Here is a 26,796-nt window from a genome sequence, read left to right as displayed (position 1 = left end):
CCAGGGCCTGGCTGCGCTGCAGCCGAATTGACACAGTCCGCGCATATCCCCCTTTTGGGTGAGCCCGATGGCGCTAGAGTCGGAGCACGCCATCTTGAGGAGTTCGCCATGCGGATGAATAGCATCAAGACACGTCTGGTGATGCTTGCGCTCCTGTTGCTGATCCTGCTGGCCCTGGTGGGCGGCTGGGGCATCAGGGCGCTAGGCCAGATGGAGGCCGCGCTGGACACCGTCTACAGCGACCGCGTGGTGCCGCTCAAGCAGCTCAAGCAGGTCTCGGACGCCTACGCGGTGAACGTGGTGGACACCACACACAAGGTGCGCGCCAAGAGCCTGGATGCGGCCAGCGGGCTGAAGCTGGTGAACGAGGCCGAGCAACTGGTGGCCAAGCAATGGGCCGCCTATACGGCCACCAAGATCGAGGGCAATGAGGCGCTGCTGCTGGCCAAGGCGCAGTCGCTCAAGGCCGCCGCCCAGGCCGCCACCGCCAAACTCAAGGAGATCCTGCAGGCGCAGAACGCGGACGCGCTGGAGACCTTCGCCAGCAAGGAGCTCTACCCCGCCATCGACCCCTTCACCGGCGCCGTCTCGGATCTGGTGGACGAGCAGCTCAAGGTCGCCGAGCAGGAATTCGCCGAAGGCGAGAAGACCTACAAGCTCTCGATCTGGGTGGTGCTGATCACCTTCGCGGTGGCGCTGGCGGCGGGCGTGCTGCTGGCCTGGCGCATCATCGCCTCCATCACGCGGCCGCTGCGCGAGGCCCTGCAGGTGGCCGGCATGATCAGCAACAAGGATCTCAGCGCCCGCATCCAAATCAGCAACGACGACGAGATGGGCCAGCTGCTGGCCGCCATGCAGAGCATGCAGCAGCAGCTGGCGCAGACGGTGAACCAGATCCGCGACAGCGCCGTGGCGGTGTCGGGCGCCTCGGGCGAAATCTCGCTGGGCAGCAATGACCTGAGCGCGCGCACCGAGCAGCAGGCCGCCTCGCTGGAGGAAACCGCCGCCTCGATGGACCAGATGGCCGCCGCGGTGAAGAACAATGCCGAGACCGCCGGCAAGGCCAACGAGCTGGCGCACCAGGCCTCGCGCACCGCCGAGCGCAGCGGCGAGGCGGTGGGCCGCGTGGTCACGACCATGGACGAGATCAATGGCAGCTCGAAGAAGATCGCCGACATCATCGGCGTGATCGACGGCATCGCCTTCCAGACCAACATCCTCGCCTTGAATGCCGCGGTGGAAGCCGCGCGTGCCGGCGAGCAGGGCCGTGGCTTCGCGGTGGTGGCCGGCGAGGTGCGCACGCTGGCCCAGCGCAGCGCGCAGGCCGCACGCGAGATCAAGGCCCTGATCGGCGACAGCGTCAGCAAGGTCGAGAGCGGCTCGCAGGTGGCGGCCGAGGCCGGCCGCACCATGGAAGAACTGGTGGGTCAGGTGCGGCATGTGACCACCATGCTGGGCGAGATCTCCACCGCCACGCGCGAGCAGAGCGCCGGCATTGCCCAGGTCAACACCGCCGTCTCGCAGCTCGATCACAACACCCAGCAGAACGCCGCCCTGGTGGAGGAATCGGCCGCCGCTTCCGAGAGCCTGAAGCAGCAGGCGCGCGCGCTGGCCGACATCGTCGGCTCCTTCAAGCTCGGCTAGGCCTGATCCTGAGCGCCCAGATCACGCCCGCCACCAGCAGCGCGATGCCGGCCAGGGTCAGGGCTTGCGGCGCCTGACCGCGCAGCACAAAGGCATAGGCCAGGGCCGAGAGCGTCTCGAACACGATCAGCTGGCCCACCAGGGTGGTGGGCAGGCGCTGGCTGGCCTCGTTCCAGCACAGCGTGCCGATCCAGGAGGCGAACAGGCCCACCGCCAGCATCAGCCCCATATAGGCCCAGGGGCGCGGCCCCAGGGGCAGGGTGAACTCGCGCGCCAGCAGGGGCAGGCCCACGGCCTGCAGCAGCGCGATCAGCGCGAAGGCCAGCAGGGCCATCGGCAGGGTCACCAGGCCCTGGGCCGTGGCCCAGGCACGCGGGCTGCGCTCGGCATGGGCGCGCAGCCAGTCGGCATTGCGGATCGGATACCAGGTCCAGCAGGCCACCGCCACCACCGCCAGGCCGGCGCCCTGCGCATAGCGCCGCATGTCGCCGGCGCTGCTGCCGGCCAGCGCCGCCAGCTCCACCTGGTTGACGCAGGCGATGCCGGCGGCGATCAGGGCCAGCGAGGGCAGCAGGCGCAGCCAGGGCAGGCGGCCGTCGCGCGCATGGTCGCGGATGTTGGAGCTGATCGCGATCACCACCGGCAGGGTGCCGATGATGACGGTGGGCAGGGGCCCGCCGGCGCGCTGGATGGCGGCCGCCAGGCAGAGGTAGTAGATGAAGTTGCCGATGGCGCTGAGCTTGAAGGCCTCCAGCCAGTCAGCGCGGCCCAGCGCGCGCAGCTCGCGCCGGTCCATCAGCGCCAGCGGCAGCGCGATCAGGCCGAAGGCCAGATAGCGGCCGGCCGCCAGCATGGCCGCCGGGTACTCGTGCAACATCAGGGGCGCGACAAAGACCAGACCCCACAGAAGGCCGGCCGCAAGGGCAAACAGGACACCAGCAAACATGCGCCGATCTTGCCCGCCCGGGCCGGCGGCGTCTTGTACGGGATTGCGCTCAGGCCTGACGCAGCAGCTGCGCCGCCAGCACCAGCATGGTCAGGCCCACCAGCGCGTCCAGCCATTGCCAGGCGCGCGGCCTGGCGAACCAGGGCGCCAGCCAGCGCGCGCCAAAGCCCAGCGCGGCAAACCACAGCAGGCTGCCGCTGGCCGCGCCGGTGAGGAACAGCGCGCGTACTGCGCCGGGCTGCTGGGCGCCCACCGAGCCCACCAGCAGCACCGTGTCCAGGTAGACATGCGGGTTCAGAAAGGTGAAGCCGGCCAGCTGCATGAGGGCCTGGCGCAGCGTCACCGAGGGGCCGGCACCGGCCCGCAGGCTCTCCGGCCGCCGCGCCCGCCAGAGTGCGCGCAGGCCGTAGACGATCAGAAAGGCCGCACCGCCCAGCGTCAGCCAGCGTGCCAGCGCCGCCTGCTGGCTGATCATCGCCGCCAGGCCGAGCACGCCAGCGGCCATCAGCAACGCGTCACTCAGGCCGCAGGCCAGCACGATAGGAAACACATGTTCGCGCCGCAGGCCCTGGCGCAGCACAAAGGCGTTCTGCGCACCGATCGCGACGATCAGGCTCAGGCTCAGGGCCAGGCCGCTCAGGGCACTGGAAGCGAGTTCGGAAGGGGGATGCATGGGGGCGCAGCATGCCCGCGGCGGCAGCGGGGCGCCAGTTAGACTTGCTTCACCCGCTGCAGCAACGCTAACGAATCCAGGCCCTGGCATGCTCGACTACTCCCTGCTCGCCGCCCTGGCCGCCGTGCTGCGCGAGGGCAGCTTCGAGCGCGCCGCGCGCAGCCTGCATCTGAGCGCCTCGGCGGTTTCGCAGCGCATCAGGTTGCTGGAAGAGCGCATGGGCCAGGTGCTGGTGCAGCGCGGCCCGCCCTGCACGGGCACCGAGGCCGGCCTGCGCCTGGCGCGCCACGCCGAGCGCGTGGGCATGCTGGAGCAGGACCTGCTGGCCGATCTGCCCGCGCTGGCCCCCGACGCGCAGGGCCGCATCACCCTGCGCCTGGCCATCAATGCCGACAGCCTGGCCACCTGGTTCATCGCCGCCGCGGCCGAGATCGCCGCCAGCGAACCGGTGCTGCTGGACCTCAGCCTGGAGGACCAGGAACATACCGCCGAGCGGCTGCGCAGCGCCGAGGTGCTGGCCGCCGTCACCGCCCTGGCCGCGCCGGTGCAGGGCTGCCGCAGCCATGCGCTGGGCGCGATGCGCTACATCGCCACCGCCAGCCCCGCCTTCGCGCGCCAGCATTTCGCCGCCGGCCTGACGGCCCAGACCCTGGCCGCCGCGCCCTGCCTCAGCTTCAACCGGCAGGACCGCCTGCAGGCGCAATGGGTGCAACAGGAGCTTGGGCAAGACCTGACCCTGCCCACGCATTGGTTGCCCGCCAGCCAGGCCTTTGTGGACGCCGCCTGCGCCGGCCTGGGCTGGGGCATGAACCCGGCGAGCCTGGTGCGCGAGGCACTGGCCGATGGCCGGCTGGTGGCGCTGGGCGCGCCGCTGCGGGTGCCGCTCTACTGGCAGGCCAGCCGCCTGGCCCTGCCGATGCTGGAACGCATCACGGCCCGGGTGCTGGCCGCCGCCCGGGCCACACTTGAGCCTGGTAGCGCCCCGGCGTGACGCCATAGCGCCGCAGGAAGGTGCGATTCAGGTGCGCCTGGTCGGTCAGGCCCACGGCCGCGGCCACCGCAGCGGGCGCCTCGCCCTGGCTCAACAGCCGCTTGGCCTCGAACAGGCGCAAGGCCATCAGCGCCTGCTGCGGCGTGGCATGGCGCTGCGCCTTGAAGCTGCGCAGGAAGTGGAAGGGGCTCAGCCCCGCCACCGCGGCCAGCTGCTCCAGGCTCAGCCGCTCATGCAGATGGGCACGCATGTAGTCGAACACCGCGCCGTAGCGCAGCGCCGCCGCGCTGCCCTCGCTGCGGCCGCCCACCCGCGCATGACGGTGCAAGGCCTGCACCAGCTGCAGCAGCTGGCTGTCGAAGGCGAGCGGCTCCTCGGCATGCCAGAGCCCGGCAATCAGCCCCGCCACCTCGGCCGCGCTGCCGGCGTCGTGCGCCACCGCGGCGTCAAACCACCAGGCCTCGCCGCCGCTCAGCTCGCGCAGCACCGGCTCGTCCAGGTACAGCATGCGGTAGCCCCAGCCGGCCTCGGTTTCGGCCTGGCCGGTGTGCAGGTCTTCGGGATTCATCAGCATCAGGGTGGCGCGCGGCGCCAGATGCTGGCCGCCGCGCCACAGGAAGCGCCCCACCCCGGCGGTGATCGCGCCCAGCCCATAGGCCTCGTGCACATGGGGTTCGAAGCGATGGTGCAGGATGCTGGCGTGGTACAGCTCCACCCCGGCGCGGTGCGCGGGGCGGCGGTACTGGGCCCGGTCGGTGGCCTCTTCAAACGGTGGATGCGGCGCGGCCATGCCGCATCATGGCAGATACGTCAGGCGCGCAGCGGCAGCCCGGTATTGCGCAGCAGGGCGGCCTCGGCGCCGCGCACCAGCTCGGTCCCGCTGGCACCCATCTCCGGGAACGCGGCAGCCCCCATCACCAGGCGGACGTAGAGGTGGTGCTCGTCGACGCCATAGGGCCCGCCCAGCGCCTTGTGCAGGCGCGCCTGCACCAGCTCGGCCTCCTTGCGGCCGGCATTCATCAGGATCACGCCAAAGCGCTGCTCGCCCAGCGTGGCCACCACATCGCTGCCACGCACGCGTGCACGCAGGCGCGCCGCCACCGCCTGGCGCAGCTTGAGCAGGGCCGTGCCGGCCAGCGCATCGCCCTGCGGCGGATGCGGCCAGGCGTCGATCAGCAGCACGCCCATGCCCTTGCCGAAGCGCCGGCTCTGCGCCAGCTCGCGGCTCACCAGCGCGGCGAAATGCTCGCCATCGGGCAGGACGATCGGCTCACAGGCCACCGCCTGGGCCTGGCGGGCCTCCGGCGGCGAGGCGACCGGCATGACGGGGCTGGAGGAAGGGCTGGCGCTCACGGGCAATCCTTGTTGGATCAAGACGGGTGAGAACGAAACGGCCGACCAGCATTCCCTGAGCCGTGCCCGGGACCTCCCTGTCCGGCCCACCACTCCGCTCTCTCTTGATAAAACGCAGCGCCGCACCCAAACCCGACAGGCGCAGCCAATTTTTTTTCCACTGCCGGTCAGGCCGGGCGGCGGGGGCGGCTAGAGTGCGCTCAGCTTCCCCGCTTGCCCATGCCTTCCGAGATCACCACCCTGCTGCGCGCCGCCCAGTCCGGCGACGCCCGGGCCGCCGACCAGGCCATCGCCCTGCTCTACGCCGACCTGCAGCGCCTGGCGCGCAGCCGCCTGCGCCAGAGCGGCGAGCTGACCCTGCTGGATGCCACCGGCCTGGTGCACGAGTCCTATCTGCGCCTGCAGCAGCAACAGGGCAAGCTGGACTTCGCCGATCGGAACCATTTCCTCGCCTACGCCGCGCGCGTGATGCACAGCGTGGTGGTGGACCTGGTGCGCGCCCGCGAGGCCGAGCGCCGCGGCGGTGGCGCCGCGCATGTGACGCTCAACACCGCCATCGCCGAGCTGCCGCCGCAGCGCGACGACGAGATCCTGCGCGTGCACGAGGCGCTGGAAGAGCTGGCGCGCCTGGAGCCGCGCCTGGCCCAGGTGGTGGAGATGCGCTACTTTGGCGGCCTGCTGGAGGCCGAGATCGCCGCGGCCCTGGGCATCACCGAACGCACCGTGCAGCGCGACTGGCAAAAGGCGCGCCTGTTCCTCTCCCTCTCACTGCAATGAGCGCCACGCCTGCGCCCAAGCGCGAAATCGACAAATCCCGCTGGCCCGAGCTGAGCCCGCTGCTGGACGAGCTGCTAGACCTGGAGGAGCCGGCCGCGCGCGCCGCCCGCCTGGCCCAGCTGCGCGCGCAAGACCTGGCCCTGGCCGAGGACCTGGAAGAGCTGCTGGCACGCGACGCCGCGATGGCCCGCGCCCCCGTGCTCGACAGCCCGGTGCTCGCGCAGCTGGCCCAGCTGCCCACCCTCAAGCCCGGCCAGCAACTGGGCCCCTATGCCCTGGAGCGCGAGATCGGCCAGGGCGGCATGGGCACGGTCTGGCTGGCGCGCCGCACCGATGGCCGCTACGAGGGACAGGTGGCGGTGAAGTTCCTCACCTCCGGCCTGCTGGGCCGCGGCGACAGCGGCCGCTTCGCGCGCGAGGGCCAGATCCTCGGCCGCCTGGCCCATCCGCATATCGCCCGCCTGCTCGACGCCGGTGTGGCGCAGGACGCCGGCCCGCCCTATCTGGTGCTGGAATACATCGACGGCCAGCCCATCGACCGCTTCTGCGAGCAGCAGGCCCTCGATGTGCGGGCGCGCGTGACGCTGTTCCTGGACGTGCTGGCCGCCGTGGCGCACGCGCACAACCGCCTGATCCTGCACCGCGACCTGAAGCCCTCCAACATCCTGGTGAACCAGGCCGGCGAGGTGAAGCTGCTGGACTTCGGCATCGCCAAGCTGCTGGGCGACGCCACCCAGCCCGCCGCGGCCACCGAACTCACCCAGCAGGCCGGGCGCGCCTTCACGCTGCAGTACGCCGCGCCCGAACAGGTGCAGGGCGGCGATGTCACCACCGCCACCGATGTCTATGCGCTGGGCGTGCTGCTCTACCTGCTGCTGAGCGGCCAGCACCCCACCGCGGGCGCGATTGCCAATGACGACAGCCCGCTGGCACGCATGAAGGCGGTGCTGGACGTGGAGCCGCGGCGCCTGTCCGAGCAGGCGCGTGGCACGCTGGACGCCAGGCGCGCGCGCGAGCTGCGCGGCGACCTCGACACCATCGTCGCACGCGCGCTCAAGAAGGCCCCGGCCGAGCGCTATGCCAACGCCGAGGCGATGGCCGCGGATTTGAAGCATTGGCTGGCGCACGAGCCCATCCAGGCGCGGCCGGACAGCGCGGGCTACCGGATTGCCAAGTTCGTGCGGCGGCACCGCATCGGCGTGGCCGCGGGCACTTTGGCCGGCTTGGCGGTTGCGACCGGCGCCGGCGTGGCGCTTTGGAAGGCCCGCGAAGCGCATCAGCAGCGCGTGCAGGCCGAGAGCCTGATCGAGTTCATGCTCGGCGATCTGCGCAAGAAGCTCGAGCCGGTGGGTCGGCTCGACGTGCTCGACGCGGTGGGCGAAAAGGCGCTGGACTATTACGCGCAGCAGGACCTGGGTCGCACGGACGCCGACTCGCTGGGGCGCAGGTCAAGGGCTCTCCATCTGATGGGTGAAGTGGCACTGAAGCAGCGCAAGTTCGAGCCCGCGGCGCAGCTGTTCGCGCAGGCCGCCGATAGCACCGGCGAGCTGCTGGGCCGCGACCCAGACAATCCGCAGCGCATCTTCGACCACGCGCAAAGCCTTTACTGGCTGGGCGACATCGCCTGGCAGCGCCGCCACATGGACGCCGCGCGCACCCAGTTCGATGCCTATCTGAACCTGGCCAACCGTCTGCATGGCATTGACCCCGCCAATCCCAAGTGGCGGCAGGAACAGGCATTTGCGCGCTGGAATATCGGCGTACTGCTGGTGCGGGGCGGCCAGCCGCGGCAGGCTTTGGACGCGCTGCTGGAGGCCAAGGCGGACTGGGTCGCACTCATGCGCCAGGACGCGTCCGTCGCGAACGACCTGATCCGGACCCTGGGCTGGCTCGCGGAGGCCCAGGAGGTGCTGGGGCAGTTCACCAACGCCTTGCAGACGAACCAAGAAAAACTGGCTGCCATTCGCGGCCTGCCCGAGCTGGATCGGCACCGCGAGTCGCAGCAACTGCTGCATGCCACGCAGGTCGCGATGAGCCGGCTCTATCTCAGCGTGGGACGCCCCGATGAAGCGGTGGACGCTGCCAAGCAGGCCTGGGATGGTTATCGAAGCCTGGCGGCGCTGGACTCGAGCAATGTCGAGGCCTCGGAAAACCTGGCCTTGGCCGGCCTGCAGTTGGCCGAAGTCTGGCTCGCCACCGGCCATGGTGGGCCGGCCCGCGCGCTTGCGCAGGAACTTTCCGCCAGCGTTCTGCAGCTGCGCCAGGCATCCGGCCCGATGCCCGCCCGCCGCACCACCCTGGCAGCACGCTGGCTAACGATCAGAGTGCAGCTCAGCAACGACGCCGAGCTTGCCGCCCAGCGCAATGCATTGAGTCAATTCCTGCAAGAGCGCAGCCCCCTGGCGGCCGACAGCAAGCAGCTATGGGCGTTTGCGAGCGCCGAACTGGCCCTGGGCGATGCCTTCGCGCAAGGCGCGGCGCCTGGCGACGCCGCGCTGCATTGGGAGCGTGCCTACAAGATCAGCCGGCAAATGGTCGATCCTGACGGCAACGCCGAGCCCCGCGTCAATTGCCTAACGGCGCATGCGCTGCTGCGGCTGGGGCGCCCTCAAGAAGCGCGTCCGTTCGCCGAAAACGCCTTATCCGCCAGCTACCTGCATCCCATGAATCTATGGCTGAGAGAGCGCCTGCAGCTGGCGGCGGCACCCCCTTAGCCCCCAACCAGCGAGATGTCCATGACAGCCGACAGCGAAGCCAAGAAGACCCAGTCGATCACGGTGAACTATTCGCCCGGCAGCCCGCAGCCGTGGAGCGCCAATCCGGATCCGCTCACCGTCAAGCACAAGGGGGTGACCCTGTTGTTCAATCTGCTTGCACCGGCGCCCTGGGTGCTTTCGACCACCAAGCCCATCGTCATCAGCGGTGACGGCGCCAGCACCGAATTCGGCCCCGTCATCCGCAACAGCGACAGCCAGGCATCGGTGCTGGACAACAACACCAAGAAGGCCTACTTCAAGTACACGGTTTACGTCACCGATTCAGTCTCTGGAAAGGAAGAAATCTACGACCCCGGCATCAACAACGATCCGGATTGAGCTGCCGAGCGCCTGGGCAGGCAAGGCCGCGCCGGACAATGCGCCGTCGCTACCACTTCCGCCCTTGCCCATGAAACTCCTGATCCTTGGCGGCACCCAATTCCTGGGCCGCCACTTCGTTGACGCCGCGCTGGCGGCCGGCCACGAGCTCACGCTCTTCAACCGCGGCAGCCGCGCCGGCCTCTTCCCCGAGGTCGAGCAGCTGCATGGCGACCGCCTGCAGGACCTGAGCGCCTTGCACGACCGCCGCTGGGATGCCGTGTTCGACGCCGGCTGCTACCTGCCCAGCGCCGCCCAGCGCGCCGCCGAGACGCTGCGCGATGCGGTGGAGCATTACTGCCTGATCAGCAGCATCTCGGTCTATCCGCACATCGATGCCGACACGGTGGAGAGTTCGCCTGTGGCGACGCTCAGCGCCGCGCAACTGGAGGCCGCCGAGGCCCAGGCCAGCAGCGGCTCCTCGCAGAACGGCGGTGGCTATGGCGCGGCCTATGGTGGCCTCAAGGCCTTGTGCGAACAGACCGTGCAGGCCCTGCTGCCCGACCGCACCCTGGTGCTGCGCCCCGGTTTCATCGTCGGCCCCTACGACTTCAGCCCGCGCCTGCGCTACTGGCTCACGCGCCTGGCCGAGGGCGGCGCGGTGCTGGCACCGGGCCGGCCCGAGCGCGCCGTGCGCATGATCGACGCGCGCGACATCGCCGACTTCGCGCTGCGGCAGGCCGCCCAGCGCCGCTCCGGGGTGTTCAACACCGCCGGCGCCGACGGCCTCAGCATGGGCCAGCTGCTGCAGGCCGCCAACATCGCCTGCGGCGCCAGCGCGCAGCTGCACTGGCGCAGCGACGCCGAGCTGCTGGCCGCCGGCGTGCAGCCCTTTGCCGACCTGCCCTATTGGCTGCCCGAGGCCGACAACGCGATGATGGAAATCCGCGACACCACCGCCCTGGCCGCCGGCCTGCAGTATCGGCCGCTGGCCGAGACGCTGCACGACACCGCCGCCTGGCTGCGCGGTGAACCGGCGCAGGCGCCGCAGGGTCTGGCGCGCGAGCGCGAACGGGCGCTGCTGGGCCTGGACTAATCAGTGTCCCGCCCCCAGGGCAGCGCCGCGCCGCCGCCCTTGCGCTCCTGGTTCTTGCGCGTGCGCAGCACCGCCTCGAAGGCCTGGTTGGCGCCATTCACGATGCTGACCAGCAGGCTCTGCACGTCCTCCTGGCTGAGCGCCGCGGCATCGGGCCGGAACTGCTTCAGCGCCATCGCCAGCATCTCGCGCGACACCGCCATATGCGTGGCCGAGACGACGAACATGGCGGAGAACAAATCGGGGTAGAGACCGCACAGGGTCTTGATGTGCTGCAGGGCCAGCGCCGGTGGCACGCGCGTGGCCGGATCCAGCCAGCTCAACGCATCCAGCGCGGCCGCTGGTTCAGCGGGCTGTGCCTCCAACGGGCCATCGACCGGGTCTGACATGGCAGCGCCCATGAAGTTGCGGCATACGTGCTTATCGGCGTCTGCGCCAGCGACTTGAGTCATTCCGCCCCCCGCCGCCGGGCGCCGCGCCGGCAAGATCTGATGCGCCACCCGGTTTGCAGCGCCGTGCGTTGACGCGCCACGTTATCCCCAGGGTGTTTCGTCCGACTCAGGATCGAGAATGACGATGCTTCAACGTCAAGCCCGTCAGAGGATTGCGAGAGGGAGGGATAGACCATGCTTCGAGGTGTCAACGACGGCCTGCGCCGCTGTTTCCAATACTGCCTGTTCGGGCTGCTGGCCGGCATTGCCGTCCCGGCACAGTCCGCCAACGCCGAATTTCAGGCCCCCACGCCGGCCTGGGTGAAGGTCGTCGAGCCGCCGGCAGCCGATGCCGAGCCGATCGCGCAGGTTCGCCAGGGCGTGGAGTACCTGCTGTCGGATGTACAGGTACGCGTCGATGCGCAGGGCCGTCAGCAATTCCGCCATTACGCGATGCGGGCGCTCAACGAGAAGGGGCTGGAGAACATTGCGAATCTGGAGATCCGCTTCGACCCCGCCTTTGAAAGCCTGAAGCTGCACGGCATCACCATCCAGCGCGGCGGCGTGCGCATTCCCAAGCTGGCCAGCGCCAAGCTGCGCATCCTGCAGCGAGAAAAGGAGTTGGACTACCTGATCTTCGACGGCAGCAAGACCGCCCATGTGTTCCTGGACGACGTGCGCGTCGGCGATACGGTGGAGTACGCCTATTCAATCACCGGCAGCAACCCGGTGTTCGCGGGCAAGCAGTTCGGCCAGTTCGATCTGCAATGGTCGGCACCAGTAGCCAAGCTGTATGCCCGCCTGATCTGGCCCAGCGCGCGGCCGCTCGCCATCAAGGCACTCAACACCGACCTGCAACCGCGCCACCAGGCTGGTACCGAATACAGCGAGTACGAGTGGCTGTTGAACGGTCAGACCGCCCGCCGCCTGGACGCCGACACGCCCGCCTGGTACGACCCCTACCCTGCGGTGCAGTGGAGCGAGTACGCGCAATGGGGCGAAGTCGTGCAATGGGCCCTCCCCCTGTATCGGACGCCTGCCAACCTGCCGTCCAAATTGCGGGCCGAGGTGGAACGCATCGCCGCACGGCATGCGGGGCCGCGCGAACGCACGGCGGAAGCGCTGCGCCTGGTGCAGCGCGAGATCCGCTACCTCGGCGTGGAGGTAGGTGCGAACTCGCATGCACCGAATGCACCGGCCCTGGTGTACGCACGCCGCTTTGGTGACTGCAAAGACAAGACCCTGCTTCTGCTCACGTTGTTGCGCGCACTCGATGTGCAAGCCGATGCTGCGCTGGTGAACACGCAGCTACGCCAGGGCATTGCCGCCGGCCTGGCGCGGCCATCGGCTTTCAACCATGTGCTGGTACGGGCCAAGATCGACGGCCGGCCCTATTGGCTCGATGCAACGCGCAACACCCAGCCAGGGCCGCTGGAAAACATGGGCCAGACGAGCTTCGGGCTGGCCCTGGTGCTCGCGCCGCAGCAGCGCGACCTGCAGGACATGGCATTGAGCCCGGCCATGACCGTGCAGCGCAACGTACATGTGCTGCTGGATGCGCAGGCCGGCGTGGGTGAGGCCGCAACCATGACGGTCACCACCACGCTGCAAGGCCAGAGCGCCGAGCAGCAGCGTAGCGCCCTGGCGAGTGAGAACCGCCAAGAATTGCAGCAGCGCTACCTGAACTTCTACGCGCGTCATTACCCGGGCATCGCGATGCTGGCACCCTTCGAGGTCAAGGATGACGCGGATAGCAATCGGCTGGAACTCGTCGAGCACTATCGCATCGACGACTTCTGGGTCCACGAAGCCAAACGCAAGCGCCGGGAAGCCAGCATCGAAGTGCCCGAGCTGCTGAGCTATCTGCGCGCGCCACAAGAGAGCAAGCGCGACACGCCACTGGCGCTCGCCCACCCGCAGGACCTGACGCACGAGGTCGAGCTCCGGCTTCCGGAAGACTGGACGATCAAGAGCGAGACCGAGCTCATCGAGGATCCTGCCTTCGTGCTCAAGCGCGAGATCAAGGCCGAGGGGCGCACGCTCAAAATCGTCGATGGCTTCCGTTCCTTGCGCGATCACGTGGAGCCGGCCCAGGTGGCGGACTATGTGGCGGCACTGGATCGTGCACGCAATCTGGTCAACTACGTGGTCTACAAGGGCGACACCCTGCCGCCAGTGAGCGACGCCGCCGCTGGCAGTTTCAACCTGCCGCTGGCAATGACCGGCCTGATGTTGACCGGCTTGTGGATCTGGATCGCGCGGCGCTTGTGGGCCTGGGACCCTGCGTCGGCCGCGCAGGCGGCGGATCCCGCCCTGGCCGGCATGGCAGGCTGGCTGCTGCTGTTGGCGCTGTCGCTGTGTCTGCAACCGCTCATTGCCCTGCGCAACCTGCTGAACGCACTGCCAGCCTTCGGCGTCGAACGCTGGGCGGAATTGACCGTACCGGGCGGCGCGGCCTACCACCCCTGGTTGGCCGCGACCCTGATGGGCGAAATGGCGCTGATGACGGCGAAGCTGGTCTTCTTCCTGCTGCTGGCCCTGCTGTTCTACCGGAAGCGCCGCAGCTTTGTCCCTCTGTACATCGGGTTGATGTGGACCCTCCTGGCACTCACCGTCGGCGATCACCTGCTCGCGTCGCAGATCCCGGTGCTCGACCAGACGAAGCATGACAAAGAGATCACCGAGCTGGCGCGCAGCGCGCTGCTTCTGGCGCTCTGGACGGCCTACCTGAAACGCTCGGCACGCGTGCGCAGCACCTTTGTGCGCCAGCATGGCGCGGCGCCGCCAACCGCCGCGCCGGCCCCACCCTTGCCGGCCCTGGAGGCCGCAGCCGACTGAGCCTTGCGGGCCGCGTGCCTCAGTCGCTCACCACTGCCTGTTCAGAGGTGAACACCAGGCGGCCATTGGGCAATACCGTCACGGCACTGGGCGCGTTGATGGCCCCGCCCGCGCCCGGCCTGAGCGCGGCAATGCCGCGCTGCCCGACCACCGTGCTCACGATGCCGGCGGCATTGATGCGTCGGATCGCGTGATTCTCCTGGTCGGCCACGAAGAGATTGCCCTGCTGATCGAAGGCCAAGCCGACCGGACGGTTGAAACGCGCGTAGGGGATCTGATCGTCGGCGTAGGCGGGTGAGTTCAAGGCGCCCGCGAAGGTGCTGACCTTGCCATCCGGCATGACCATCCGAATCGCATGGTTGTACTGGTCGGCCACATAGAGATTGCCCTTGGCGTCCAGGGCCAGACCGAGCGGATAGCTGAAGCGTGCTTGCTCACCTTGGCCATCTGCGGCGCCGCCCTGGTTGCTGGCTTTGCCGGCCAGCGTGCTGACCCGGCCATCCGGGGTGATCTTGCGAATCGTCTGGTTGAAGGTGTCGGCCACATAGACCGTGCCGTTGGCATCCACTGCGATGCCACTGGGCTGGAAGAAGCGCGCCTCACTGCCCTGGCCATCGGCACTGCCCGACTGCCCGGGCGCACCAGCCAGGGTACTGACGATGCCGGCGGGGCTGATCTTGCGTATCAACTGGTTGTAGGCGTCCGCAACGTAGAGGTTGCCGGCAAGATCGCGCGCCACCGCCGCGGGCCCGGAGAACAGGGCCGCGCGAGCGGCGCCGTTGACGAAGCCCGAGACGTCGCCGGCCCAGGTACTGACCGTGCCATCGCTGCCAACCCGTCTGATGCGTGAGTTGCTCTGATCCGCCACATAAACAGCGCCGCTGGCGTCGCTGCTCAGGCCCGTTTGGCCCAAGTAGAAGCGCGCTTGGCTGGCATCACCGTCGATCTTGCCTGACTGCGGGCCGCGACCCGCCAAGGTGCTGACATCACCATTGCCGGCAAACTGCCGCAACGTGGCGGAGGCATATTCCACGAACACCAGATTGCCGTTGGGCATGCCTATCATGCCCATGCCACCATAGATCGTTGCCGCACGCCCGTTGCCGTCACGGCTGAGGGCATAAAGCCCCGAGTAGTCCGGCCCGCTCACGGCGGTCACGGCCATGCCGGCGCTGTTGATGCGCACCAAGCGGCTGAACTCCAGCACAAACAGATTGCCGCGGTTGTCAAAGGCCAGGGCATTGGGCGCATTGAAACGCGCCTCCGTGAGGCGATCGCCCTCGGCCGTGCCCGCCACATCGATCTGACCAGCGAACAGACTTACCTTGCCGGCGGGCGTCACCAGGCGGATCGCCGAGCCGTCGACGACCAGCAGGTTGCCAGCCGCATCAAGGGTCATGGGGCCGATGTTTGAAAATCGCGCCGCGGCGCCCACGCCGTCGGCCTTGCCCAATTGGCCAATGCTGCCCGCCAACGTGCTGACCTGCCCGTTCGGCAGCACCTTGCGCAGGGCCTGGCTCGCGTTGCCATCGCTCACATAAAGCGTACCCGCAGCGTCCAGCGCCAGGCCGCGGATGAAGGAGAAGCCTGCCTCCGCACCCGCCCCGTCCTTGGCCTGACAAAAGACACTGCCGGCCAGCGTCTCGACGACACCAGCCGCCGAGATCTTGCGGACCTGGCACGACTCGCCGACGTACAGATTGCCATCCGCGTCGCCAACCATCTGGTACATGTACTGGAAACGAGCCTCGGCAAGGCTGCCATTCACGACGCCATGACTGTTGGGCTTGCCGGCATAGACCGAGGTCCGGCCATCCGCGTCGACGCGGCGTATCACCGCATTGCCCGTGTCCAACACGAAGTACTGCCCCTGGCGACCAGCCGCCACCGCCCAGGGCATGTTGAAGCGCGCGCTGGCGCCCTGCCCCTCCGCATAGCCTGGCCCACCCGGCGCGCCCGCGATGATGCGCACATTGGCCGCGATCTTCAGGACGGCCGCCTCGCTGGTGGTGCTGCCCGCCGGGTTACTAATCTGCACGCGGTAGCGCGCATCCGCATCGGCCAGGGTCGTGCTGGGCAGCCTGAGGCTGCTGGCGCCGGCACCCGGCACGTTCGCCCAGCTCAGGCCGCCGTCGATGCTGCGTTGCCATTGATAGGCCAGCGGCGCCGTGCCGTTGGCGCTAACGCCGAACATGGCCGCCGCACCGTTGCTGATGCTGGCCGCCTGCGGCTGCGCCGCGATGCTGGCCAGCAGCGGATCGACGGTCAGCACCGCGGGCTGGCTTTCCACCGCGCCCAGCTGGTTGCCCACCACCACGCTGTAACGATCGCCGCTGGCCGCGTAGCTGGCTTGCAGGCCGTAGCTGGCGCCGTTGGCGTTGGCGATCGGCTGGCCGTTGCGCTTCCACTGGTAGCTGTAGGGCGCACTCCCGCTCGCCGTCACCCGCAGCGTCACCGCTGCCAGGTCGCTGACGCTGGTGGAGGCGGGCGCGCTGGTGATGGTCACCGGCACCGGCGTGACCTGCAGTGTCAGCACCTCGCTGCCGAGCGTGCCGGCCGGGTTGCTGAGCATGACCTGGTAGCGCGCCTGGTCGTCCTTCAGGTTCAGCTGCGGCGTCGTGTAGCTGGCCTCGGTGGCGCCGGCAATGACGCTGCCGTCGCGCAGCCACTGGTAGCTGATCGGGCCGCTGCCACCGGCCACCACCGCGAGGCTCAGCGTGCCGCCATCGGCCACGCTGGTGGCCTTGGGCTGGCTGCTGATGCTCAGCGCGATCGGCGTCACCGTCAGCGCAGCCATGTTGCTGCTGGCACTGCCGCCCGGGCCGCTCACCAGCACCTGGTACTTGGCGCCGCTGTCGGTCAGGCTCAGCGCCGGCGTGGTGTAGCTGGCCTGGTTGGCGCCGACGATATTGCTGCCGTTGCGCTGCCATTGGTAGCTCAGCGGCGCCGTACCGCTGGCCGTGACGGTGAAGCTGGCCGTGCCGCCATCGATGACCCGTGCATCCTGCGGCTGCGTACCGATGCTGGGCGCTACCGCCGGTGCCGGCGGCGGCGCGGGCGGCACCGGCGGCGCTTCCGAGCCGCCCCCGCCACCACAGGCGGTGAGTTGGCCCAGGGCCAGGACAAGGGCGGGCAGGGACGGTAGGCGGCGCAGGATGGGCATGGCTGACAGGGGGCGCTGGGCTGGAGGACATCCCGGGGCCATGAACGGCCACGGGCGCACCCGCACGGCGCGCCGCGAGACGCAAACATGCATGCACCACTGACCCTCCCTGACCCCGTTCAAACGCCGCGCCCTCGAAGGGCTGGCGCGCGGGATGCTCGCTTTACTTCTTGTGCGGGCAGTTTAGGCGGGCCGCTCTTTCGCCCTCATCGGTATCAGCCCTGAAGCCTGCGCTTAGACTGGCCGCATGCCCATCACCCCGCCCCTGCATTCCCCCGCCGCCGAGCGCAACAAGCAGCCGATCCTGGATGCCCTGCAGGGCCTGCTGCCCGCCCAGGGCCGGGCGCTGGAGATCGCCGCCGGCACCGGCCAGCATGGCCCTCACTTCATGGCCGGCTTGCCGGCCTGGACCTGGCAGGCCACGGACCTGGAGCCGAGCCGCCTGGAGGCCATCGCCGCCTGGGCCGAGCTGGCGCCCGCCGACGTGCGCGCGCGGCTGCCGGCGCCGCTGCGGCTGGACGTGCTGGCCGAGCCCTGGCCCCTGGACGGGCGGCGCTACGAGCTGATCTTCTGCGCCAATATGCTGCACATCGCGCCCTGGCCCTGCTGCGCCGCCCTGATGCGGGGCGCGGCCCGCCACCTCGCGCCGGCGGGGCTGTTGGTGACCTACGGGCCCTATCTGGAGACCGACGTGCCGACCGCGGCCAGCAACCTGGCCTTCGATGCCGACCTCCGCGCACGCGATGCGACCTGGGGCCTGCGCAGCCTGGACGCGGTGCGTGGCGAGGCCGCAGCCGCGGGCCTGCAGTTGCAGCAGCGCATCGCCATGCCCGCCAACAACCTGCTGCTGGCCTGGCAAGGGCTTCCGGTGGCCTGACCGATACTTGCCCGCTATGACACCCACCCTGGCGCCCGTACTGCCCACCGACGACGCCCTGCGCCATCAGCTGCACAACGAGGTGCACGCGCGCCCGCAGGCCCATATCCGCCTGCCGGCCCTGGTGGTCTATGTGGCGGTGCTCAACGAGGGCGTGAGCCGCGAGCAGGAGCTCGCGCAGCTGCGCCTGCTGCCCGGCCAGCAAGACCTGGCCCTGGAGGCGCTGCAGGGCAACTTCCTGCGCCTGCACATGGAGGGCGGCTTCACGGTGAAGTGGGAGCGCCACAGCGAATTCACGCGCTACTCGATCGTCCAGCCCCTGCCCGCCGAGGCCGGCCTGGACGCCGAGCGCCCGCACCTGGCGCCGGCCCTGCAGGTGGAGCCCGCCTGGCTGGCCGGCATTCCGGGCCGCACGGTGGCGGCGGTGAAGCTGGCGATGCTGGAGCATGAGATCGACGCGCCCGCCGAGGTGCTGGCGCGCGCGCAGCGCTGGCTGGGCGGCGGCGATGTGCTGGCTTCGCAAATGGGTGGAAGGACGGGAGCGGGCCGCGGCGGCATGGGCCATTCGATGGTGGTGACCGATCTGCAGCTGCGCCCCTGCGGCTTCGAACGCATGCTGGTGGTGTTCGCCCCCGGCACCACCGAGACGCGCGCCGGCCGCATCTCGCAGCGCCTGCTCGAGCTGGAGACCTACCGCCTGATGGCGCTGCGCGGCCTGCCCGCCGCCAAGGCGCTGGCGCCGGTGCTGGGCGAGGCCGAGGCCGCGCTGGTGCAGGTGACCGACCAGTTGGTGGTGAAGCAGAGCTCGGAGCAGGATCTGCTGGATGCGCTGATCGCCATCGCCGCCAAGGTGGAACGCGCCACCGCGCAGAACGCCTACCGCTTCTCGGCCACCCAGGCCTATCACGGCCTGGTGCAGCAGCGCATTGCCGAGCTGCGCGAGCGCCCGATCCCGGGCACGCAGACGCTGGGCGAATTCATGCAGCGCCGGCTCTCGCCGGCGATCGCCACGGTGGCCGCCACCGCGCAGCGCCTGGCCTCGCTGTCGGCGCGCACCGAGCGCGCCAGCGCCCTGCTGCGCACGCGCGTGGACATCGCGCGCGAGACCCAGAACCAGCAGCTGCTGGCCAAGCTGACGCGCGGCCAGGAACTGCAGCTCAAGCTGCAGACCACCGTGGAGGGGCTCTCGATCGCGGCGATCTCCTACTACGTGATCAGCCTGCTGCTGTACGGCGGCAAGGCGCTCAAGTCGCTGGGCCTGCCGCTCAACCCCGAGCTGCTGGCGGGCGCCCTGATCCCGCTGGTGCTATGGGCGGTGTGGCGCGCCACCCGGAAGCTGCACGCAAAGCTGCATCACTGACAAGGATGGGCCGCGATCCACGCGGCAACGGCCGCGCGCTCGGCCTCGCTGTAATGCAGGCCCAGCTTGCTGCGCCGCCACAGCACGTCCTCGGCGCTGCAGGCCCATTCCTCGCGCATCAGGTAGCGCAGCTCGATCTCGTACAGGCCGGGGGCCACCTCTTGCCCCAGGTCGTCCGGCCGCACCGAAGCGCCCAGCACGCGCGCGATGCGCGAGCCATAGGCGCGGCAGAGGCGGTGCAGCAGGGGCATCGACAGATAGGGGTGGCGCGCAAACACGGCCTGCTGCAATTGCTCGAAATCCCGGTCCGGGCGGCGCGGCGTACCGATCCAGGCGCTGAGGTCGCCGCCGGGCAGGCTGGCCTTGGCGGTCCAGGGCTTGCGGCGCTCGCCCAGCATCTGCCCGATCAGATCCGCGGCATCCTCGGCGAGCTTGCGGAAGGTGGTGATCTTGCCGCCCCACACGCTGAGCAGCGGCGCGCCGCCCTCGGTATGGGTTTCCAGCAGGTAGTCGCGCGTCACCGCCGAGGGGTCGCCCGAGGCGTCGTCCAGCAGCGGCCGCACGCCCGCATAACTCCACACCACGTCGGCCGGCCGCACCGGCTCGGCCAGGTAGCGGCTGGCCTGGGCGCAGAGGTAGTCGATCTCGGCATGGCTGATCTGCGCCTTGGCCTGGCTGACCAGCGCCTCGTCCGGCAACTCCACGTCGGTGGTGCCGATGAGGGTGAACTCGTGCTCGTAGGGGATGGCGAAGATGATGCGCTTGTCGGGGTTCTGGAAGATGTAGGCGTGGTCGTGCGGGAAGCGGCGCCGCACCACGATATGGCTGCCCTTCACCAGGCGCAGGCTCTTGGTGGCGAGCTGCTCGCCCTGGGCCGGCCGCGCCACCTCGCGCAGAAAGCTCTCGGCCCAAGGGCCGGCGGCGTTCACCAGCGCGCGCGCATGCACCACGCGCTCGCCCTGCGGCGTGGCGATGCGAGCGCTCCAGCCCTCGGCGCTGCGCTGCACCGCGGTGACAGGGCTGCGCGTCAGCACCTCGGCACCCTTGTCGCGCGCGTCCAGCGCATTCAGCAGCACCAGGCGGGCATCGTCCACCCAGCCATCCGAATAGACGAAGCCGCGCGTGAACTCGGGCTTGAGCGGCTCGCCCAGCTTGGACTTGCGCAGCTTCACGCCCTTGGAGCCGGGCAGCACGCGCCGGCGCGCCAGGTGGTCGTAGAGGAACAGGCCGATGCGAATCATCCAGGCCGGCCGCATCGCCGGGTCGTGCGGCATCACGAAGCGCAGCGGCCAGATGATGTGGGGCGCGCTCCGCAGCAGCACCTCGCGTTCCTGCAGCGCCTTGCGTACCAGCGAAAACTCGTAGTACTCGAGGTAGCGCAGCCCGCCGTGGATCAGCTTGGTGCTGGATGAGGAGGTGTGCGCGGCCAGGTCCTGCGCCTCGGCCAGCAGCACCTTCCAGCCGCGCCCGGCGAGATCGCGTGCAATGCCCGCGCCATTGATGCCACCGCCCACCACCAGTGCGTCAAAATGGTCCATCGCCTAACTCTAAGTCATTGCCATGAGCTATTTGCTTGCCCTTGACCAAGGCACCTCCAGTTCGCGCAGCATCGTGTTCGATACACGCGGTCATGTGGTGGCAATGGCACAGCGCGAGTTCCGCCAGATCTACCCGCAGCCGGGTTGGGTGGAGCACGACGCCGAGGAGATCTGGGCCAGCCAGCTGGCCACCGCGCGCGAGGCCCTGGCCAAAGCCGGCATCGCCGCCGGCGAGGTGCTGGCCCTGGGCATCACCAACCAGCGCGAGACCACCCTCTTGTGGGACCGCCGCACCGGCGCGCCCCTGCACCATGCGATCGTCTGGCAGGACCGCCGCACCGAGCCCCTGTGCGCCGAGCTGCGCGCGCAAGGCCTGACCCCGCTGGTGAGCGCGCACACCGGCCTGGTGATCGACCCCTATTTCTCGGGCACCAAGCTGCGCTGGCTGCTGGACCATGTGCCGGGTGCGCGGGCGCGCGCCGAGCGCGGCGAGCTGGCCTTCGGCACCGTGGACAGCTGGCTGGTCTGGAAGCTCACGCAGGGCCGCGTGCATGCCACCGACGTCAGCAATGCCGCGCGCACCATGCTGTTCGACGTGCGCAGCAACCGGTGGGACCAGGGCCTCTGCGAGGCCCTGGAAATTCCTCTTGCCTTGTTGCCCGACGTGTTCCCCTCCGCGCACCCATACGGCCAGGTCGCCGCCGAGCACCTCGGCGCCGCGATCCCGATCGGCGGCATCGCCGGCGACCAGCAGGCCGCCCTGTTCGGTCAGGCCTGCTTCAAGGCCGGCATGGCCAAGAACACCTATGGCACCGGCTGCTTCATGCTGATGCACACCGGCGGCCAGCTGCAGCACTCGCGCAACGGCCTCATCAGCACCGCCGCCGCCCAGGTGGACGCGCAGCCCGCCTACGCGCTGGAGGGCAGCGTCTTCATCGGCGGCGCGGTGGTGCAGTGGCTGCGCGACGGCCTGCATGCCTTCCCCGCCAGCGGCGATGTCCAGGCCCTGGCCGAGAGCGTGCCCGACGCCGGCGGCGTGATGTTCGTGCCCGCCTTCACCGGCCTGGGCGCGCCCTACTGGAACGCCGAGGCGCGCGGCGCCATCGTCGGCCTGACGCGCGGCAGCAGCATGGCGCATATCGCGCGCGCCGCGCTGGAAAGCATCGCCTTCCAGAGTGCCGCCCTGCTGCAGGCCATGAGCGCCGATGCGGTGGCCGCGGGCGGCGCGCCGGTGTCCGAGCTGCGCGTGGATGGCGGCGCCTGCGTGAACGATCTGCTGATGCAGTTCCAGGCCGATCTGCTGGGCATCCCGGTGCTGCGGCCCAAGGTGATCGAGACCACCGCGCTGGGTGCCGCCTATCTGGCCGGCCTGGGCACGGGCGTCTACCAGGGGCTGGAGGAACTGGCCGGCCATTGGCAGACCGAGCGCGTCTTCCATCCCACGCTGGCACGCGAGCGCGCCGCCGAACGCATGGCCGCCTGGGAGCGCGCGGTGCGCCAGGCCACCGCGGCTTGAACACCTCATCCCGCCGATTCGACGCCTGATCGCAGGCGGGCTGCGCGGCGTGGCCGATACACCAAGAATGCGGCACCGCATCGACAGGAGCCGCCCATGAACAAGATCGTGTTTGCCCTCGGCACGCTGGCACTGGCCTGCCTGCCCCTCTGCAGCCAGGCCGCCGCCAAGCCCGAGGTTGAGGTCATGGTGCTGGGCAGTTACCACTTCGGCAACCCCGGCCAGGACATCGTCAACACCCAGGTCGACGACGTGCTGAGCCCACGCCGCCAGGCCGAGCTGCAGGCGCTGACGCGCCAGCTCGCGCGCTTCCGGCCCACCAAGCTGATGGTGGAGCGCGAGGCCGATCAGTTTCCGGGCCAGCAACTGCCCGCCTATGCCGCCTGGCGCGCCGGCCAGCGCCGCGAGGTGCGCAACGAGGTCGAGCAAGTCGGCTACCGGCTGGCCGAGCAACTGGGGCACGAGGCCGTCTACGGCGTGGATGCCGACGGCGACTTCCCCTTCGAGGCGGTGCAGACCTTTGCCAAGCAGCATGGGCAGGAGGCGCAGCTGCAGGCCCAGCTGGACGCGCTGCAACGGCGCAACAAGGCCGTCGAGCAAAGCCTGGCCCATGCCAGCATCAGCCAGTTGCTGGCCGCGTTCAACCGCCCGCAGGCGATCCTGGCAGACCACCAGTTCAACAGCATCGCGCTGCGCTATGGGCGCGCGGCCGAGCAGCCCGGCGCCGAGCTCTATGGCCAATGGGCGCTGCGCAATGCGCGCATCTGCGCCCGCATCGTGCAGCTGAGCCAGCCGGGCGATCGCCTGCTCGTGCTCTTCGGCGCCGGCCACAGCTACTGGCTGCGCCAATGCGTGCAGGAACAACCCGGCTGGAAGCTGGTGGAGGCGCTGCCCTATCTGCAAGGCCGGCGCTGAGCGGCGCGCTCAGGCCGCGATCAGCCAGCCGGTGATGGCGGTGCGTTCGCCTTGCGCAAACGGCGGCACGTAGGAAACGAAGTGCTGCTGCGGCACGCGGAACAGCGAAAGCGAATTGAAGTGCGGGAAGTAGGTCTCCAGCACATCGCCCTGTGGCCCCGTGAAGTGCAGCAGGCCGCCCCAGTCGGCGCGCCAGTTGCGCGTCAGATTGATCACATAGGCCAGGCGCCGGTTCTCGGCGTCCACATGGTCGTCATGCACGACCAGGAAGTTGCCGCGCGTGTACATGGTGGCCTGCGCATAGACCCGGTTGATGTCGGTGACACCGGTGATCCGGCGTATTGACGCCAGGAACTCTTCGTCGGCCATCCATCGCATGAAGCGCGCCAGCAGATGGCTCTCGCCGCGCTTGGCGGCGGCCACCAGCGAGTCGGTGCAGAAGGAGAACTGGAATTCCTGGCTGGCCACCAGGTTGATGCCCTCCACCAGCATGGCGCGCTGTTCGGCGCTCAACGAACGCAGCTGCTCGCCGCTCAGCACGCGGTCGCCATTCACGTCGCGATAGGTCAGCGCCCAGTCGATCTCGTCGACGGCCCGGCTGAGCGCCTCAACCACCGCGGGTTCGAAGAAGTCGCGAATCAGCAAGCGCCCGTCGCGCTGGAAGGCGCGTCCGAGTTGCTCGATATCGAGTTGGGGGTTGATGTACTGCATTGCCTTGCTCGCCTGTAAAAAAGGGCAGGCCCGAAGGCCTGCCCTGTGCTCTCACATCAGCCTGCTCAGAACTTGTAGTTCGCGCGCAGGTAGTAGGTACGGCCCTTGACGTCGGCATAGGTCGGGTCGAAGCCGACCTGGAAGTAGTCTTCCTGGACAGTGACCGGCGGCTTCTTGTCGAACAGGTTGCGCACGCCCACGGTGATGGCCAGGTTCTTGATGCCCTTGTACTGGCCTTGCAGATCCCACAGGTCGTAATGATCGACCTGCTTGACCTTGTCGTAGTCCTCGTAGCCGCTCTGGCGGAAGTAGCGCACGCCGGCCGCCCAGGCACCGGAATCCCAGTCCAGGGTGTAGACCTGCTTCAGACGCACCACCGGACCGCCCTGGTCATACTTGCCCAGGTTGTCTTCCAGCGCGCCGGTCACGACATTGGTCTTCGTGCTCTTGGTCAGGTAAGTACCTTCCCAACCCGGCGTGAAGGTGCCCATGGAGGAACGGAAGCGGTACTTGGCGCTCAGGTCGAAACCGGATGCCTGCTGCTTGCTGAGGTTCTCCAGCGACGCGTTCACGTAGTCCAGATAGCCCTGGGCATTCAGGATCAGGCGGTTCGCGTAGACCGAGGAGCTGGTGGTCGGGCCGGTCTGGTTCTTGTACCAGTCCTTCATGATGTCGTCGCCCGTCAGCGAATCGATGCCATCCGTCAGCTTGATGTCGAAGTAGTCCACTTCCAGGGACAGATCCTTCATCGGCTCGAACACCATGCCCAGGGCGGTGGTGCGCGACTTCTCGGGCTTCAGGTTGGGGTTGCTGTGGTTGATGGCCGTCAGCTGCGTATCGCAATAGTTGGGGTTGGGCTTGTTGGCGCAACCGACCAGCGTGTTGTAGTACGGGTCGTTGAAGTTGCCGGCCAGGTTGGTGCCGGCCGCCGGGGCGTACATATTGTCCAGCGCCGGAGCGCGGAAGCCCTTGCCCACCGAGGCGCGCAGCAGCAGCGTCTTGCTGGGGGTCCAGCGCAGGCTCACCTTGGGGCTGGTGGCCGACATGTCGGGCGACGAGAACTTGCCGTCACGCGACTCGCCCGAGGCACCGCTGTAGCGGTCGGTACGCACCGCCAGGTTCAGCTCCACGTCCTTCAGCACGGGCATGTTCAGCTCGCCGTAGAAGCCCTGCGTCTTGCGCTGACCCTGCACCTTGCCGGCATTGCCCGAGCCACCGACGATGTCGCCGGAGCCGGCAATCTCGGAGTAGCCGTCGAGGTACTTTTCCTTGCGCAGATCCAGGCCCACCGCGACGGCGGCGTTGCCGCCGGCCAGGGCGAACAGCTCGCGCGTCACCGAGAAGTCAAAGCCATCGGTGTCGGTGTGCGAACGGCGGTTCTCACCCGAGAGCTCGGCCGACTTCAGCAGCTTGAGGCCGGCTTCGTCGTTGGGGCCGAACGGGTTCACATTGCCGGTCTTCAGCACTTCCACCAGCTTGGTGTCGGAGAAGTTGCCGGTCAGGAAGGTCTCGACCGCCTTCGACTTGGCCTTCATCAGACCCAGCTTGTAGTCGAAGCCCGCCACGGTACCCTCGGCACCGACCAGGAAGCGGGTCATGTCGTTGGTGGTCTTGGTCAGGCGCTGACCGCCGTCCACCATACGCCAGGCGATGATCAGGTCACCGCGGTAGCCGGGCTGGGCAGCTTCCACCGCCGCGGTGGGGTAGTACTTGCCGCCGGCGGGGTACAGGTAGTCGGGGCGACCGGTGGTGCTGGACGGCGTTTGCGACGAACCGAAGGTGATCTCGTTCTTCGAGTAGGCAAACTCGGTGAACAACATGTGGTCGTTGTTCAGTGCCAGCGTGGCACGTGCCAGCGCGCCGGTACGCTCGGAGGCCGGCGAGATGTCGATCTTGGCGCTGTAGTCGTAACGGCAGTTGGAGCCGCCCTTGAAGCTGTCGGGCGGTGCGCAGTTCGGGAAGCCCGGGACGCCCGGCACGAAGTTGCCTTCGTCCGCGGTATAGGCATTGGCCGGGAAGGTGTTGCCCGAGGACTTCACCACACCGATGTCGGGGCGATTGCCGGTCTTGGAGAACTCGCGGTCGCTGGCCCGGATGACGTCGTACTTCTGGTAGCTGAAGGTGCCCAGGATGTTGAACTTGTCCTTGGCCATGTCGCCAAAGCCGAAACCGCCCTGGAAGCCCGTGACCTTGCCGCCGGTGTGTTGCGGAGACTCATAGGAAGCGGTGATGTCGCCGCCCTGGTAGTCCTTGCGCGTGATGAAGTTGATCACGCCGCCGATGGCGTCGGAGCCATAGGTCGCCGAGGCGCCGTCGCGCAGCACTTCGATGCGCTCGATCGCTGCCAGCGGGATGGCGTTCAGATCCACGCCCTGGCCGGCAAACGGGTAAGGCGTCAGCCGACGGCCGTTCAGCAGCACCAGCGTGCGCTCGCGGCCCAGGCCGCGCATCGAGGCGCCGGTCTGGCCGGTGGCGTTCGAGTCGCCGATCGACTCGCCCATCGAGCGGCCGCCGCCGTTGTTGGAGCTCAGGCGATCCACCAGCTCCTGCACATTGGATGCGCCGGACTTGTCGATGGTCTCGCGGCTGATGACCGTGACGGGCACCGAGGTCTCGGCATCGATGCGCTTGATGGACGAACCGGTGATGGTGACGCGCTCAAGCGAGCTGTCCTGGGCATGTGCCGGCAGGGCCAGCATGCCCGCATAGGCCAGGGCCAATGCGCTGCAAAGGCGGGTTGATTTCAACATGTACTTCACTCCTGCGAATGAGATTGGGGTTCGCTGCGGGACGCCGTTCTGACGCGGCCATTAGGGAAAGCTCCCGCGGCGAGGGAGCCCGGATTTTTGGCCCGCTGCAGTGCAGCAAGCCCCTAGGAAAACCCTTCAAAGTT

The 26,796-nt window shown here is 68.9% G+C and carries 20 protein-coding genes; 11 read left to right on the top strand and 9 right to left on the bottom strand.

The window, feature by feature from the left end:
- Window positions 1–108 precede the first annotated feature (108 nt).
- A complete protein-coding gene (locus AC3WQY_RS11155) occupies window positions 109–1,644 on the top strand; it encodes a methyl-accepting chemotaxis protein (RefSeq protein WP_492708326.1) in 1,536 nt (511 codons plus the stop codon).
- Here the strand turns inward: AC3WQY_RS11155 and AC3WQY_RS11150 are convergent.
- Together AC3WQY_RS11150 and AC3WQY_RS11145 are read right to left on the bottom strand one after the other, a co-directional pair.
- Entirely contained in the window at window positions 1,631–2,590 is a 960-nt protein-coding gene (locus AC3WQY_RS11150; RefSeq protein WP_492708324.1) for a DMT family transporter, read from the bottom strand. The genes AC3WQY_RS11155 and AC3WQY_RS11150 overlap by 14 nt on opposite strands.
- A 49-nt stretch (window positions 2,591–2,639) precedes the next feature.
- Window positions 2,640–3,263: a LysE/ArgO family amino acid transporter gene (locus AC3WQY_RS11145; RefSeq protein ID WP_492708321.1), complete on the bottom strand. Its 624-nt coding sequence runs from the start codon at window positions 3,261–3,263 to the stop codon at window positions 2,640–2,642.
- 88 nt (window positions 3,264–3,351) lie between these two features.
- Here AC3WQY_RS11145 and AC3WQY_RS11140 point away from each other — a divergent pair, with 88 nt between their 5' ends.
- A complete protein-coding gene (locus tag AC3WQY_RS11140) occupies window positions 3,352–4,254 on the top strand; it encodes a LysR family transcriptional regulator ArgP (protein WP_492708319.1) in 903 nt (300 codons plus the stop codon).
- On the opposite strand, the gene AC3WQY_RS11135 is transcribed toward AC3WQY_RS11140, so the two are convergent.
- On the bottom strand, window positions 4,193–5,044 hold the full coding sequence (locus tag AC3WQY_RS11135; protein WP_492708317.1) for an AraC family transcriptional regulator: 852 nt from the start codon (window positions 5,042–5,044) through the stop codon (window positions 4,193–4,195). The genes AC3WQY_RS11140 and AC3WQY_RS11135 overlap by 62 nt on opposite strands.
- A gap of 20 nt (window positions 5,045–5,064) precedes the next feature.
- Window positions 5,065–5,607, bottom strand: a complete 543-nt coding sequence (locus AC3WQY_RS11130; protein WP_492708314.1) for a diguanylate cyclase domain-containing protein — start codon at window positions 5,605–5,607, stop codon at window positions 5,065–5,067.
- Window positions 5,608–5,826: 219 nt separating this feature from the next.
- On the opposite strand from AC3WQY_RS11130, the gene AC3WQY_RS11125 reads away from it, so the two are divergent.
- The 4 genes from AC3WQY_RS11125 to AC3WQY_RS11110 all read left to right on the top strand — a co-directional run bounded on the left by AC3WQY_RS11125 (window position 5,827) and on the right by AC3WQY_RS11110 (window position 10,554).
- Entirely contained in the window at window positions 5,827–6,384 is a 558-nt protein-coding gene (locus AC3WQY_RS11125; protein ID WP_492708312.1) for an ECF-type sigma factor, read from the top strand.
- Window positions 6,381–9,098, top strand: a complete 2,718-nt coding sequence (locus AC3WQY_RS11120; RefSeq protein ID WP_492708310.1) for a serine/threonine-protein kinase — start codon at window positions 6,381–6,383, stop codon at window positions 9,096–9,098. Before AC3WQY_RS11125 ends, AC3WQY_RS11120 begins: the two co-directional genes overlap by 4 nt.
- A 21-nt stretch (window positions 9,099–9,119) precedes the next feature.
- Window positions 9,120–9,479: a hypothetical protein gene (locus AC3WQY_RS11115; RefSeq protein WP_492708308.1), complete on the top strand. Its 360-nt coding sequence runs from the start codon at window positions 9,120–9,122 to the stop codon at window positions 9,477–9,479.
- Window positions 9,480–9,549: 70 nt separating this feature from the next.
- The gene (locus AC3WQY_RS11110) at window positions 9,550–10,554 is read left to right on the top strand and encodes an NAD-dependent epimerase/dehydratase family protein (RefSeq protein WP_492708306.1); all 1,005 of its coding nucleotides are present in this window, start codon (window positions 9,550–9,552) and stop codon (window positions 10,552–10,554) included.
- Here AC3WQY_RS11110 and AC3WQY_RS11105 read toward each other — a convergent pair.
- Entirely contained in the window at window positions 10,551–10,943 is a 393-nt protein-coding gene (locus tag AC3WQY_RS11105) for a hypothetical protein (protein WP_285234851.1), read from the bottom strand. The genes AC3WQY_RS11110 and AC3WQY_RS11105 overlap by 4 nt on opposite strands.
- Window positions 10,944–11,180: 237 nt before the next feature.
- On the opposite strand from AC3WQY_RS11105, the gene AC3WQY_RS11100 reads away from it, so the two are divergent.
- Window positions 11,181–13,823 carry a DUF3857 domain-containing protein gene (locus AC3WQY_RS11100; protein WP_492708305.1) on the top strand — a complete coding sequence of 881 codons (2,643 nt, stop codon included), beginning with the start codon at window positions 11,181–11,183 and terminating at the stop codon, window positions 13,821–13,823.
- Window positions 13,824–13,842: 19 nt separating this feature from the next.
- Here the strand turns inward: AC3WQY_RS11100 and AC3WQY_RS11095 are convergent, their stop codons facing one another.
- Window positions 13,843–16,986: a hypothetical protein gene (locus tag AC3WQY_RS11095; protein ID WP_492708303.1), complete on the bottom strand. Its 3,144-nt coding sequence runs from the start codon at window positions 16,984–16,986 to the stop codon at window positions 13,843–13,845.
- Window positions 16,987–17,233: 247 nt separating this feature from the next.
- Here AC3WQY_RS11095 and AC3WQY_RS11090 point away from each other — a divergent pair, with 247 nt between their 5' ends.
- Window positions 17,234–17,863, top strand: coding sequence for a DUF938 domain-containing protein (locus AC3WQY_RS11090; RefSeq protein ID WP_492708301.1), 630 nt, complete (start codon window positions 17,234–17,236; stop codon window positions 17,861–17,863).
- A 16-nt stretch (window positions 17,864–17,879) separates the two neighbouring features.
- Window positions 17,880–19,223, top strand: coding sequence for a DUF3422 family protein (locus tag AC3WQY_RS11085; protein WP_492708299.1), 1,344 nt, complete (start codon window positions 17,880–17,882; stop codon window positions 19,221–19,223).
- On the opposite strand, the gene glpD is transcribed toward AC3WQY_RS11085, so the two are convergent.
- Window positions 19,217–20,761: a glycerol-3-phosphate dehydrogenase gene (gene glpD / locus AC3WQY_RS11080; protein WP_492708297.1), complete on the bottom strand. Its 1,545-nt coding sequence runs from the start codon at window positions 20,759–20,761 to the stop codon at window positions 19,217–19,219. The genes AC3WQY_RS11085 and glpD overlap by 7 nt on opposite strands.
- Window positions 20,762–20,783: 22 nt before the next feature.
- Here glpD and glpK point away from each other — a divergent pair, with 22 nt between their 5' ends.
- A complete protein-coding gene (gene glpK / locus AC3WQY_RS11075) occupies window positions 20,784–22,277 on the top strand; it encodes a glycerol kinase GlpK (protein WP_492708295.1) in 1,494 nt (497 codons plus the stop codon).
- Between the two features lie 96 nt (window positions 22,278–22,373).
- Window positions 22,374–23,192, top strand: coding sequence for a DUF5694 domain-containing protein (locus AC3WQY_RS11070; RefSeq protein ID WP_492708293.1), 819 nt, complete (start codon window positions 22,374–22,376; stop codon window positions 23,190–23,192).
- A gap of 9 nt (window positions 23,193–23,201) precedes the next feature.
- On the opposite strand, the gene AC3WQY_RS11065 is transcribed toward AC3WQY_RS11070, so the two are convergent.
- Entirely contained in the window at window positions 23,202–23,903 is a 702-nt protein-coding gene (locus AC3WQY_RS11065) for a 2OG-Fe(II) oxygenase (RefSeq protein ID WP_492708291.1), read from the bottom strand.
- A gap of 65 nt (window positions 23,904–23,968) precedes the next feature.
- Window positions 23,969–26,653 (bottom strand): TonB-dependent receptor, encoded by a 2,685-nt coding sequence (locus AC3WQY_RS11060; RefSeq protein WP_492708289.1) that lies wholly within the window; start codon window positions 26,651–26,653, stop codon window positions 23,969–23,971.
- Window positions 26,654–26,796: the final 143 nt, after the last annotated feature.

The sequence above is a fragment of the Roseateles sp. FW301-B2 genome, assembly GCF_058788955.1.
This window is presented reverse-complemented; position numbering and strand designations above follow the sequence as displayed.